At 56.7% G+C, this 12893-nt stretch carries 11 protein-coding genes; all 11 read left to right on the top strand.

The window, feature by feature from the left end; all coding sequences use genetic code 11:
• Positions 1-58 precede the first annotated feature (58 nt).
• The gene (gene recA / locus ONB24_12120; GenBank protein ID MDZ7316864.1) at positions 59-1111 is read left to right on the top strand and encodes a recombinase RecA; all 1053 of its coding nucleotides are present in this window, start codon (positions 59-61) and stop codon (positions 1109-1111) included.
• Positions 1112-1152: 41 nt separating this feature from the next.
• On the top strand, positions 1153-1797 hold the full coding sequence (locus ONB24_12115; GenBank protein MDZ7316863.1) for a RecX family transcriptional regulator: 645 nt from the start codon (positions 1153-1155) through the stop codon (positions 1795-1797).
• Positions 1794-2987: an aminotransferase class I/II-fold pyridoxal phosphate-dependent enzyme gene (locus ONB24_12110; protein MDZ7316862.1), complete on the top strand. Its 1194-nt coding sequence runs from the start codon at positions 1794-1796 to the stop codon at positions 2985-2987. Before ONB24_12115 ends, ONB24_12110 begins: the two co-directional genes overlap by 4 nt.
• Positions 2988-3120: 133 nt before the next feature.
• Positions 3121-5736 (top strand): alanine--tRNA ligase, encoded by a 2616-nt coding sequence (gene alaS, locus ONB24_12105; GenBank protein MDZ7316861.1) that lies wholly within the window; start codon positions 3121-3123, stop codon positions 5734-5736.
• A gap of 36 nt (positions 5737-5772) precedes the next feature.
• Positions 5773-6522, top strand: a complete 750-nt coding sequence (locus ONB24_12100; protein MDZ7316860.1) for a geranylgeranylglyceryl/heptaprenylglyceryl phosphate synthase — start codon at positions 5773-5775, stop codon at positions 6520-6522.
• Positions 6523-6593: 71 nt separating this feature from the next.
• A complete protein-coding gene (locus ONB24_12095; protein ID MDZ7316859.1) occupies positions 6594-7394 on the top strand; it encodes a hypothetical protein in 801 nt (266 codons plus the stop codon).
• Positions 7391-7996, top strand: coding sequence for a D-sedoheptulose 7-phosphate isomerase (locus ONB24_12090; GenBank protein ID MDZ7316858.1), 606 nt, complete (start codon positions 7391-7393; stop codon positions 7994-7996). The genes ONB24_12095 and ONB24_12090 overlap by 4 nt, the downstream gene beginning before the upstream one ends.
• Complete coding sequence (locus tag ONB24_12085) at positions 7993-10071, top strand: BatA domain-containing protein (protein MDZ7316857.1); 2079 nt, start codon at positions 7993-7995, stop codon at positions 10069-10071. Before ONB24_12090 ends, ONB24_12085 begins: the two co-directional genes overlap by 4 nt.
• Entirely contained in the window at positions 10064-11344 is a 1281-nt protein-coding gene (gene hflX, locus ONB24_12080; protein MDZ7316856.1) for a GTPase HflX, read from the top strand. The genes ONB24_12085 and hflX overlap by 8 nt, the downstream gene beginning before the upstream one ends.
• Positions 11341-12687, top strand: a complete 1347-nt coding sequence (locus tag ONB24_12075; protein ID MDZ7316855.1) for a sigma-54 dependent transcriptional regulator — start codon at positions 11341-11343, stop codon at positions 12685-12687. Before hflX ends, ONB24_12075 begins: the two co-directional genes overlap by 4 nt.
• A gap of 2 nt (positions 12688-12689) precedes the next feature.
• Positions 12690-12893, top strand: a 204-nt coding sequence (locus ONB24_12070; GenBank protein ID MDZ7316854.1) for a hypothetical protein, incomplete at its 3' end; no start/stop codon positions are given.

Below are 12893 nucleotides of genomic sequence, written 5' to 3'. Positions count from 1 at the left end.
CTTTTAGAAACCCTTTGATCATATCATCGAAAAAAGGAAAAACACGACAGGCAAACATATGGCAGACGAATTAGCAGAACGAAAAAAGGCGATCGAGCTGGCGATGGCACAGATCGACCGCCAGTACGGCAAAGGGTCGATCATGTGGTTGGGCGAGAACCGCAAGATGGACATCGACGTCATCCCGACCGGCTCGGTTTCGTTGGATGCAGCCCTGGGAGTAGGCGGAGTACCGCGCGGTCGAATTATCGAAATTTTCGGACCCGAGTCCTCCGGTAAAACCACCTTGGCGCTGCACATTCTCGCCGAGGCGCAAAAATTGGGAGGTCTTGCGGCGTTTATCGATGCCGAGCACGCGTTGGACGCCGTCTATGCCAAGGCGCTGGGCGTCGATACCGACAATCTGCTCATTTCGCAGCCGGATACCGGCGAACAGGCTTTAGAGATTACCGAAACCTTGGTGCGCAGCGGCGCCATCGATGCCATTGTTGTGGACTCGGTTGCGGCGCTGGTGCCGCGCGCCGAAATCGAGGGCGAGATGGGCGATGCGCAGATGGGGCTCCAGGCGCGCCTGATGTCCCAGGCCATGCGCAAGCTTACCGCTGCCATCAGCAAGTCGAGGGCCTGCGTCATTTTCATCAACCAGATTCGCGAAAAGATCGGCGTGGTGTTCGGCAACCCTGAGACCACGACCGGCGGCCGCGCCCTGAAATTCTACGCTTCCGTCCGGCTCGACATTCGCCGCGTCGCTTCCATTAAAGAGGGCGAAGAGGTCATCGGCAGCCGCACCAAGGTCAAAGTGGTCAAGAACAAGGTCGCTCCGCCCTTCAAAGAGGTCGAGTTCGACATTATTTACGGCAAAGGCATTTCCAAAGTCGGCGATGTGCTCGATCAGGCGGTCAATCTCAAGATCATCGACAAGTCAGGCGCCTGGTTTTCTTACGGCCAGGAACGCCTGGGACAAGGACGCGAGAACGTCAAGCGCTTTTTGGAGCAGAACCCCGATCTGTTCAAGGCAATCGAGGAACGCGTACGGCAGGAATTGTCTTTGAACAAGGACGCCTTGCCTTCGAGCGACAAGAACGGCGAGATCATTCCGACGATCGAATAAGCTGCCGGCCCTGACGGCGCAGACGAACGGCATCTAAACGGATGGAAGGCAGACACAAAATTACCGACATCCGTCCGCAGCAAAAGCGCCGCAATCGCTTAGCGGTCTTTTTGGACAACGAATTTGCCTTCGGTATTCACCAGGATGTTCTGCTTGCTGCGGGTATTGCTGCCGGCGACGAGTTGACCGACGAGCAGATTGCCGAGATTCAGGAGCTCGAGAGGCGTCATGCGGCCAAGGAAAAGGCGATAAGGCTGCTGGCTTATCGCGCCCGCAGCCGTAAAGAGATCGCCGATCGTTTGCGTCAAGCAGGATTTCAGTCTGCAGAGATCGACTGGGTTCTGCAGGAGCTTGAGCGGCTTAAACTGATCGACGACGGCGACTTTGCGCGGCTGTATGCGCGCACGCGCATGGCGGCAAGACCCGTCGGCGCTCTGGCCTTAAAGTTGGAACTCAAACAGCGCGGCGTCCCCGAACCTGAAATCGTTGCAGCGCTGCAGGAAGCCTACGGCGAAAAGAGCGAGGCGGAACTGGCGCGGGAACTTGCCGCCAAACAAAAGAAAAAGCAGCTTCGTTTGGATGAGGAAAAGGCGAAAAGCCGCACGGCCGACTTTCTCCTGCGGCACGGCTTTGGTTACGATCTGGTTCAGGAAATTATCGAGGAATGGGATAAACTGGATACATGACGGTCGAAGAACTGAAAAAGCTGAAAATCGGTACGCGCATGATCCGCGCATCGGTGCGATCGCCCTTCAATAACGTTTCGGCGCACATCCCGCCGATTTTCCAGACGGTCAATTTCGATTACCGTGATGTCGAAGAAGGGTTGGCGGTGTTTTTGGGAGAAAAGCAGGGTTACTTTTACACCCGCGACGGCAATCCGACTTCGGATCTCTTTGCGCACATGGTCGCGCTGTTGGAAGAAGGCGAAGCCGGCCTGGCGGTCGCTTCCGGAATGGCGGCCATTTCCAACGCCGTGCTTTCGATCGTCAGACCAGGCGATGAGGTTGTCTCGTCGACCAACATTTACGGCGGCACCAAATCCTGGCTGACGACGCAGCTGGCGACCCTCGGCGTGCGGACGGTTTTTGTCGACATCACTCGGCCCGATCAGGTGGCGGCGGCCTGCAGCCCGAAGAGTAAAATCCTCTACACCGAAGTGCTCGGCAGCCCGAATCTGGAAACGGCGGATTTGGCGGCTTTGTCGGCTATCGCTAAGGAAAAGGGATTGACTTTTATTGTCGACAATACCTTTTCCCCGCCGCCGATCGTACAGCCGCTCAAATACGGCGCCGATCTGGTCATTCACAGCACCACCAAATACATCAACGGTCACGGCGATGCCGTCGGCGGAGTGGTCGTGGGCTCGGTAGAGATGGTGCAGCGCATTCGCAATGTGGTCAAGCTCTACGGCGGCGTCATCAGTCCGTTCAACGCCTGGTTGGGCATTCGCGGCCTCAAGACCCTCACCTTGCGGCTGGAGCGGCATTGCAGCAACGCCTTGGCGCTGGCGCGGTTTCTGGAGGAACACCCGCGCGTCAAAACCGTTCACTACCCCGGTCTGCCGTCGCATCCTCAGCATGAGTTGGCCAAGCGGCAACTGCGGGGCTTCGGCGGCATGCTTGCCTTCGAGGTTCACGGCGGATTGGAGGCGGGCAAAAAAGTGATGAATGCCGTGCGCGTCTGCAATTTTACCACGAGCCTCGGCGAAATCGACACGTTGATCATTCACCCCGCTTCGACCTCGCATGTCAGTCTGCCGAAAGAGGAGCGGGAAGCTCTCGGCATCAGCGACGGCCTGCTGCGGCTCTCGGTAGGAATCGAAGACGTCGAAGATCTGCTGCTGGATTTACGTCAGGCTTTGCAGAACATCTAAAAATTTTGTAACTTGATTTAAATTCAAAAGCAGAGCAGGCGATCTGCGATACAAACCTGTATCAATCAGCCTAAAACCATATCGCTTTGGAAATGAAACCGGAGAAAGCAATCACAACGATATGCCGATAACGATGACTTCCAACGAGCTGCGAAGCTCTTTTCTCGATTTTTTCCAGTCAAAAGGTCACCGGATTGTACCCAGTGCACCGGTGGTGCCGCAGAACGACCCGACGCTGCTGTTTACCAACGCCGGAATGAATCAATTCAAAGATATTTTCCTGGGCATCGGCCGCGCGCCGCATCCGCGCATCGCCGATTCGCAAAAGTGCATTCGGGTTTCCGGCAAGCACAATGATTTGGAGGAGGTCGGACGCGATACTTATCATCACACTTTTTTCGAAATGCTCGGCAACTGGTCGTTCGGCGATTATTTCAAGGCCGAAGCGATCGAGTGGGCGTGGGAGCTGCTGACCGAGGTGTGGAAGCTGCCGAAGGAGCGGCTTTATGCGACGGTCTTTGCCGGCGATGAAATCGACGGCGTTCCGGCCGACCTCGAGGCGGCGGAAGAGTGGCGCCGCCGTACCGACATCGACCCCTCGCACATCATGCAGTTCGGCAAAAAGGACAATTTTTGGGAAATGGGCGATACCGGCCCCTGCGGTCCGTGTTCGGAAATTCATATTGATCGTGGCGAGGGATTCTGCGACGTCAAAACTCCGGGCCACGTCTGCGGCGTGAACAGCGGCTGCGCCCGTTTTATCGAGCTTTGGAATTTGGTCTTTATTCAATACAATCGGGATGAAAGCGGTAAACTTCAACCGCTCCCTGCCAAGCATGTCGACACCGGCGCCGGATTTGAGCGGCTGCTCTCCGTGATGCAGGGCAAACGTTCCAATTACGATACCGATCTGTTTCAACCGATTCTGACGCAGATTAGCGAAATCACCGGCAAAACTTACGGCGACGGCGAAGAAGCGGTAGCGTTTCGCGTCATTGCCGATCATGTGCGCGCCTTGTCGTTTGCCGTGGCCGACGGCGCCATACCCGGCAACGAAGGCCGCGGGTATGTCCTGCGCCGCATTCTGCGCCGCGCCGCGCGGTTCGGCAGGCTGCTGGACATGCACGAGCCGTTCATCTATCGGCTGCTCGATTCGCTCATCGCGGTGATGGGCGATGCCTACCCCGAGCTGGCGGCGCGCAAAGAGCACATCCGGCGGGTGATACGGGCCGAGGAGGAGAGCTTCGGCCGTACCCTCGATCGCGGCATCGAGCTGTTCGAACAAAAGGCGGCGGAGCTCAAGGCGGCCGGTGCGACGGTCTTTCCGGGATGGGATGCTTTTGTCCTGCACGATACCTACGGCTTTCCGCTCGATTTGACGCAGCTGATGGCGGCAGAAAAGGGAATGACCGTCGATGTCGCCGGTTTTCAGGCCGAAATGGAAAAGCAACGCGACCGCTCAGCGAAAGCCAGAGAAGCCCGCTATCACAGCCTTGCCGTCGATGAGTCGGCGGAAGCGACCGAATTTGTCGGCTATGAAAGCGACAGTACGGAATCCCAGGTTGTGCTCTATGAAGAAGGCAAATTGGTGCTCGATCGCACGCCTTTTTATGCGGAATCCGGCGGACAAGTCGGCGATGTTGGAATAATCCGCGGGAATGAGTTTGAGTTCCAAGTGGAGGACACTCGGCGTATCGGTGAGCATGTGGTCCATATGGGCAGGGTGACGGCCGGTCGGCTGCCGCGCGCCGGCGATCGGGTCACGGCAGCCATCGATGTCGAACGACGTCGGGCGGCGGAACGCAATCACACCGTCACGCATCTGCTGCATAAAGCGCTCAAACAGGTGCTGGGCGATCATATTCAGCAGGCCGGTTCTTTGGTTCATCCTGATTATATGCGCTTCGACTTTACTCATTTTGAACGGCTTGGCGATGCGGTGCACAAGGTCGAAGAGCTCGTCAACGAAAAGATACGGCAAAATCTGCCGGTGCAGTGGAGCTTTTTGCCGCTCGAAGAGGCTAAAGCGCGAGGTGCAGTGGCTCTGTTCGGCGAAAAGTACGGCGATGTGGTGCGGATGGTGGAGGTGCAGGGATATTCCCGCGAGCTGTGCGGCGGTACACACGTGCGCGCGACGGGCGAAATCGGTTTGTTCGTCATTACCGGCGAAAGTTCGGTGGCTGCCGGTGTGCGGCGTGTGGAGTGCCTGACGGGGCATCGCGCGTTCGAATATCTGCGCCGCCGCTCTCTGCTGTTGGAACAGGCGGCCCAATCGCTCGGCTGCCGTGAGGAGGAGCTGCCGGATCGCATCATGGCCTTGCAGGAAGAGCATCGGTTGTTGGAGACGCAGCTTAAGCAGTTTAAGCGCTTGGATGCCAAGCAGGTTATTGCAGGATTGCTGCAGAAAAGACGTCAAGTCGTCGGCGTCACCTTGGTGGCGGAAAAGATTTCCGCCGAATCGGTCGATGAGCTGCGCGAGATGGGTGATCTGCTGCGGGAGCAGATCGGCAGCGGCGTCGGCGTGCTGGCGGCGGAGATTCAAGACAAGGCTGCATTTGTGTGCGTGGTCAGCAAGGATTGGATTGAGCGCGGATTAAAGGCGGGCGAGATCGTCAAGCGGGTGGCGGCGGCGGCGGGCGGCGGAGGCGGCGGCGCCCCGCACATGGCAACCGCAGGCGCCAAGGATGCCGCCAAAATCCATGAAGCGCTGCTTTACAGCGAACAAGTGATCAAAGAATTGGTGCGGTAAGAGCTTACCTTAAAGGCGAAAGGAAAAGCGTCGCTCGTGAAGGTCTTTGACAGGCTCTTGGAAATCAGAGAGAAAAGGGGGGCGGGTTATTTTGTCCTGATCGACCCGGATAAACAGGACGTAGCCAGGGCAGCCGAGCTTGCCAAAATCTGCGAGGAAGCCGGCGTCGATGCGCTGCTCATCGGCGGCAGCCTGCTGCTGGCCAATGTGTTCGATGAAACCGTCATGGCGGTAAAGAACGCTTGTTCTTTGCCGGTTATCCTTTTTCCCGGCAGTACCAAGCAGATCTCCCGCTATGCGGATGCTATTCTTTTTCTTTCCCTTATCAGCGGCAGAAATCCCGAGTCGCTCATCGGCGGGCAAGTGATGGCGGCTCCGATCATCAAATCCGTGCAGTTGGAGCCCATCTCGACAGGCTACATGTTCATCGAATCCGGCACGGTTACTTCGGCGCTGTTTATGAGCGATACGCGGCCCATTCCCAATGAAAAGCCCGACATTGCCGCAGCGCATGCTTTGGCCGCGAAATATCTGGGCATGCAGTGCGTCTATTTGGAAGCAGGCAGCGGCGCCAAGCAATCGGTGCCGACGCGGATCATTTCGGCGGTCCGCAACTATGCGGAAATTCCGACGATTGTCGGCGGCGGCATCCGCACACCGGCTGAAGCCCGCGAAAAGGTTCTTGCGGGCGCCGATTTTGTGGTCACCGGCACGATCATCGAAAAGGACTCCAATCCGGCGTTGATTCGCGCTTTTGCCGACGCGGTACACGTCAAGGAATCCTGAAACAGTGGACGGAATTCTTGGCCCACCGCGGCGGTTTACCCAATGCCAGGAGGTTGCAGACGAGCGGGTTGATGAAGCTGATCGATACTCATAATCATGTTATCCCTTTCGTCGACGACGGCGCCGAAGACTGGGACGTTTCCTTACAGATGCTTCGGGAAGCTGAAGAAGACGGCATCAGCGAAGTGATTTGTACCCCCCACGTTCTCTCGAATAAAGATCTCGCGGAAGAGGAAAAATTTATCTCCTTGTTCGAAGAGCTGAAAAAGCGCGCGCTCGACGCCGGCATTCGGGTAGGTCTATATCTGGGGAGCGAGCTTTACATTCAACCGAACTATGATTTCAGTCGCCGAATGGCGACTCTGGCGCAAAACGGCCGATATTTTTTGGTCGAGTTTCCGATGGGACAAATACCGACTTTTGCCGAAAAAAATTTCTTTTCTTTGTTTGGAAATCAATTTACGCCGGTCATTGCGCATCCGGAGCGGAACGGAAGCATTCTCGGCGATCCTCATAAAGCCTATTATTTTGTTCAAAACGGGGCTTTGCTGCAGGTGACGGCCGGCAGCCTGCTCGGCAACTTTGGCTCCCAAGTCGCCAAATTGGCCGCACAGCTGATGGACGCGAATTTGGTGCAGTTGATCGCCACCGACGCACACGATACTTCTCGGCGTCGCCTGAAGTTGAAACAAGCTTACGATTTTGTGCGGGCAAATTGGGGCCCCGACCGCGCTGAAAAATTGTTCTGCATCAATCCTGGTAAGGTCATTCGCGGTGAAGAGATCGAACTCGGCTTTTTCGAAGCCGTACAGGAGCAGGAAGAGCCGTCGAAATCTTTGCGGCAAAAATTGAGGGACTATTTTAAAAGATGACGGATAATTCCCCTTGGCGAATGATTGGTGATCATTTTTTAGAGACTGCGGAGCTGCTGCGTCGATTTGCCGAAGAGCATACCGAGGAGATTTACGAGACGGCGATGAGCATGAGCCGAGCAATTGCAGCCGGCGGGAAGCTGTTGATTTGCGGCAACGGCGGCAGCGCTGCAGATGCACAGCACTTTGCCGCAGAAATGATCGGCCGTTTGACGCGCGAACGGCGCGCTATTCCTGCGCTTTCTTTGACGACCGATACTTCGATCCTGACGGCTGTCGCCAACGATTACTCGATTGCTCAGGTCTTTCGCCGGCAGGTGGAAGGTCTGGGGCAGCCGGAAGATGTTCTGGTGGCGATCAGCACCAGCGGTAACTCGGAGAACGTCGTGCAGGCCGTGCTTGCGGCAAAGGAAAAGGGTATACAGGTCGTCGGCCTGCTCGGAAGAGACGGCGGACGTCTGGCCCCCTTATCCGATGCGGCGATCATTGTTCCTATCGACAATCCGCAGCGCATTCAGGAGGTGCACATTGCCGTTATTCATGCCTGGTGCGAATTGATCGAAGACGAGTTGTACCCCAATTCGAGTAAAAGTCGGCCTTGAGTTTTCTTAATCCCAGCATACTTTTCGGCTTGGCAGCCGCTGCCGTCCCTTTGCTTATTCACCTGCTGACGCGTACCAAACGTCGAATCATCCCATTCAGTACCCTTCGCTTCCTCAAAGAAATACAATATCAGCAGAGTCGTCGCCTGCGGCTGCGGCAGCTTTTGCTTCTTATTCTGCGCACGGCCGTCGTGGCTTTGTTGGTCATGGCCTTTGCGCGACCGACTCTGAATCGCGCGCCGATGACCGGCGGGGAAGCGCGTACAGCCGCCGCGCTGATCATCGACAACTCGATGAGCATGAACCGGTATGTTAAGGGCCGTTCGTTGTTTGAGGAGGCAAAGGAAAAGGCGCTGACCGTTTTGCGTTCCTGCGAGGCGGGAGATCGCATCTTTATCTTAACCGCCACCGATACATCGGCGGAATGGAGCCGTAGGCCTTTTGCACCGGGGCCTCTTGCAGAAAAGCAGATTCTCGACCTTAAATTGAGTTATAAACGCACGAATCTGAGTGCGGCACTGCAGGCGGCGACTCACCGCCTAAGCGGATTGGCCGAGTTGAACAAGGAGATCTATATATTTTCCGACCTGCAGCAAAGCGGTTTCGTAGACCCTTTTACCCCACCTGCAAACTGTCGCGTTTACGCCGCAGCCTGTACGGCATGGGAGACGGCGAACTTGGCGATTCGCGATGTCGCTGTTAAATCGCTCTTGCTGCGCGGCCGCACGGCGGAGGTCGAGGTAATGCTCGCCAATACCGGCAATCAGCCGCTGCAGGAATCGGTGGCGCGACTGTTCGTCAACGACAAGGCGGCAGCACAAACCAGCGTCAGCACCGTCGGCGGCGCCGAGACAATGGAAACGCTGCGGTTTACGGTCGAAACCACCGGCCCGATGGTTCTGCGCGTCGATACAGAAGACGATGACCTGCTTGAGGACAACCGGCGGGCTGTGTCCGTATGGGTACCCGATTCAATGGTCGTCGGTATTGCTGCGGCGGATCCGCAACAGGCCTTTTATCTACGCGCGGCGTTGAACGCCGACGAGCTGCAGAGGGCGCTCTTTCGGCTCGTTTCGCTGAACGATTTGAACCGCCGCAACCTGCAGTCCTGCAATACGGTTATCGTGCTCGATCCTGCTTTCATCGAAGAGAGCACGCTTGAAGATGTGGAACAATTCATCTCTTCCGGAAACGGACTTTTTTTGATTTTGGGCAGAACGCTGGATTATCGGCGGTTCAACAATGAGGCGGCGCCGCGCCTGGGCCTCCCGCCTATCGAAGGTGCACTCGGCGGTGATCCGAGCCGAGCTGTCGATTTTACCCTCGGCCCTATCGACCCGACGCATCCCCTGTTCCGCGGCGTATTTGTCGATGACTCGCCGCGCTTTTCTCCGCCGCGCTTCCGCTTTGCCTGGCGCGTGCGTCCTGCAGGTGTCGAGTCGATTTTACGTTACAGCACCGGCGAGCCGTTTCTTTTCGAAAAAAAGCTGGGCGAGGGCCACATTATCGTTATGACCTCTTCGCCGGACCCGCGGTTTACGGACCTTTTTCGCAAAACAATTTTTGCGCCGCTCATCACCTCGGCAACGTTTCATGTTGCTGCCGCAAAGGTGTTTACACCGCAATCGGCAAGCGTAGGCGACGAGCTGCGCTTTCGCGTGAATTCCCATCTTGCCGGAGCGAGTTTTGAGATGCGTCGTCCCGACGACCTGTACGATCGTCTGTCTCCACGACTCGAAGGCGGCAGTGCGCTGCTTGCATATGATCAAACCGATCAGCCGGGGATTTATCGTTTGTATGCCGATCGTGCGTTGTTGCAGCAATGGGCGGTCAATCTGCCGGTGGAAGAATCGGTGCTTGCCGGTTTGCCGCAGGAAGAGTTGGAAAAACGATTCGGCATCAAATGGATTCCGCCGCAGGCGGATCTCGCAGTGTTTATTGCTGAGCAGAGACGGGGCATCGAGTTATGGCGATGGTTTGCCGGTTTGGCGCTGCTTCTGCTGATTGTCGAAATGCTTTTGTATCGCGAAAAAGGCGAAGCAGCTGTAGAAACGGCGGGAGAGATGCATGCCTGACGTCGAGCGCGAACAACTTGAGCGCGCCATAGTCGTCGGGATGATACGGCCGGACCAGAGCCGTGAGCTGGTCAATGAGTATCTTGACGAGCTGGAACTGCTGGCCGACACGGCCGGTGCCGAAGTGCTGGAGCGCATCGTTCAGGAGCGCAGCCGCATCGATCCGGCGTACATGATCGGCCGCGGTAAAGCGCAGGAACTCGCCGCCGCCGCCAAGTATCTGGACATCGATCTGATCATTTTCGACGATGATCTCACGCCGGCGCAGGTGCGCAACCTCGAGTCGCTTTGCAAAACCAAGATCGTTGACCGCAGCGGTCTCATTCTGGACATTTTCGCCAAGCACGCGCGAACGCGCGAAGCGCGGACTCAAGTCGAATTGGCTCAGCTCAAGTACCTGCTGCCTCGCCTTACGCGGCAATGGCAGCACCTTTCGCGGCAAATCGGCGGCATCGGCGTACGCGGTCCAGGCGAAACGCAATTGGAAACCGATCGCCGTCTCATTCGTACGCGCATCAAGTTTCTGCAGAAAGAACTGGAAAAGATCGCCGAGCAGCGCACTATTCGAAGAAAGGCGCGCCGTGAACTCTTTAAGGCGGCGCTGATCGGTTACACGAACGTCGGCAAATCGACGCTGCTCAATGCCCTCACGAATGCCCAGGTACCGACCGAAGACCGCCTCTTTGCCACCCTGGACGCCACCATCCGCGCGGCGGATCTCTTTGAGCATCGCCGGGTGCTGTTTATTGATACGGTCGGATTCATTCGTAAGTTGCCGCCGCATCTGGTCGCTTCCTTCAAGAGCACGTTGGAAGAAACTGCCGACGCCGATCTGCTTCTGCACGTCATCGATGTCAGCCACCCTTTCTTTCGCGATCAAATGGCGGCTGTGGAGCAGGTGCTGGTGGAGCTGAATTTGAACAACCGACCGATTCTGAATGTGTTCAATAAAATCGACAAGCTGGAAGATCAAAGCCTGTTGAGAGAACTGTCGCAAACGCATCAGCCCTGCGTCTTTATTTCGGCGGAACGTGGCTTTTTTCTCGGCGAACTTATCGGCAAGATCTCTGAATTTATCGAGCGGCAGACGCGCTCGCTGACGGTGATTCTGCCGCATCGTGCCGGCCAGGCCGCGGCCAGGCTGCATCAGTTGGCGGAGGTCGAAAAAATCGACTATCAGGAGAATGAAATTGTCGTTTCTCTGCGCGCAACCGTCGAAAACGCCGAGCGAATTGCGCGGCTTGCGGCTGATAACGAGGGGAGGGTGCAGTGAGGGTACTCGTTGTCGATGATGACGAAGGCGTACGCAGCGCTCTGCAATGGCTGCTCGAAAAAGAGGGACATCGCGTTTCGCTCTGCAGTAACGGAAATGAAGCTTTAGCAGAACTGCAGAATCGGGCTGTGGATGTCATGTTTTGCGACGTTGTTATGCCCGAGATGAGCGGCTTGGAGCTGTTGCCGGAGGCTCTGGCCCTGCAGCCGGAGATGACCGTGGTCATGATTTCGGGCCAAGGCGACATTGCGACGGCGGTGCAGGCAGTGAAATCAGGCGCCTACGATTTTATGGAAAAACCGCTTACGCCCGATAAAGTCCTTTTAGAGATGGAGCGCATCGCCGAGCGGCGCCGCCAAGATGCCGAGATGAAGAATCTTTACGACCGTCTGGAGCTGGAAAATGCGATGGTCGGCTCCTCGCCCGCCATGCAGCGATTGCGCGCGACGATTCGGCAGATTGCGCCGTCGGTGGGGCGGGTGCTGATCGTCGGCGAAAGCGGCTCCGGAAAGGAACCGGCCGCGCGCGAAATTCACCGGCAAAGCGGCCGAAAAGGCCGGTTTGTGCAATTGAACTGCGCCGCGCTGCCGAGAGAGCTGATCGAAAGCGAATTGTTCGGCTATGAAAAAGGCGCTTTTACCGGCGCGACCCGACGCAAAATCGGGCTGATCGAAGCGGCGGAAGGCGGCACGCTGCTTCTCGACGAAGTCGGCGATATGACGCTCGAAACGCAGGCAAAACTGCTGCGCGTGCTGCAGGAAAACGAATTTACGCCTCTGGGCAGCACGCAGCCGATCCGCTTCGATGTCCGCATCATTGCCGCCACCAACAAGGATCTCAAAAAGGAGCTCGAACGCGGAACGTTTCGTCAGGATCTGTTCTTTCGATTAAACGTAATCCTGCTGCAGATTCCGCCGCTGCGCGAACGACTCGAGGATATTCCCGAACTGGTCGCCCATTTTTCGCAGCTCTATGCCGCCAAAAGCGGCAAGCGCCCGAAGCGCTTTACATCCGAAGCGCTGACGCTGCTGCAGTCCTATCATTGGCCGGGAAATATTCGCGAGTTGGGTAATTTGGTCGAGCGATTGAGTATTTTGGTGCCCGGCGACACCGTGGATGCCGCCGATCTCAAACCGTTTGTCGGCAGCACTGTTTCCTCTACTCATGAATCGACGCTTCCGTCTGATCTGCCGCTTCGCCTGCAGGTCGAAGCCTTTGAGCGGCGTCTGATTCAAGAAGCGTTCCAGCGATGCAACGGCAATGTCAGCCGCACAGCCCAGCTTTTACAGACGGATCGCGCCAATCTGCACAAAAAGCTCAAGCAATACGGCATCAAACCTTAACTTTGTCCGAAACCGATCACGGTAATCTATCGAGTCTGAAAAGGGTGACCTATTCCGAGGCGCTGAATTTTCTCGACAGCCGCATTTCCCTCGGCTGGAAATTGGGCTTGGAGAGCATGAATGCCATGCTTGCCGAACTGGGGCGGCCGCAGGATAATGTGCAGTTTATTCATATTGCCGGAACGAACGGCAAAGGCTCGGTTGCC

It is taken from the genome of candidate division KSB1 bacterium, from assembly GCA_034505495.1.
GTDB lineage: Bacteria > Zhuqueibacterota > Zhuqueibacteria > Residuimicrobiales > Krinioviventaceae > Fontimicrobium_A.
This window is presented reverse-complemented; position numbering and strand designations above follow the sequence as displayed.

Excerpts from the sequence above, each read along its gene's own strand:
- recA (MDZ7316864.1), top strand. The coding sequence starts at position 59 with ATGGCAGACGAATTAGCAGAACGAAAAAAGGCGATCGAGCTGGCGATG.
- ONB24_12115 (MDZ7316863.1), top strand. The coding sequence starts at position 1,153 with ATGGAAGGCAGACACAAAATTACCGACATCCGTCCGCAGCAAAAGCGC.
- ONB24_12110 (MDZ7316862.1), top strand. The coding sequence starts at position 1,794 with ATGACGGTCGAAGAACTGAAAAAGCTGAAAATCGGTACGCGCATGATC.
- alaS (MDZ7316861.1), top strand. The coding sequence starts at position 3,121 with ATGACTTCCAACGAGCTGCGAAGCTCTTTTCTCGATTTTTTCCAGTCA.
- ONB24_12095 (MDZ7316859.1), top strand. The coding sequence starts at position 6,594 with ATGAAGCTGATCGATACTCATAATCATGTTATCCCTTTCGTCGACGAC.
- ONB24_12090 (MDZ7316858.1), top strand. The coding sequence starts at position 7,391 with ATGACGGATAATTCCCCTTGGCGAATGATTGGTGATCATTTTTTAGAG.
- hflX (MDZ7316856.1), top strand. The coding sequence starts at position 10,064 with ATGCCTGACGTCGAGCGCGAACAACTTGAGCGCGCCATAGTCGTCGGG.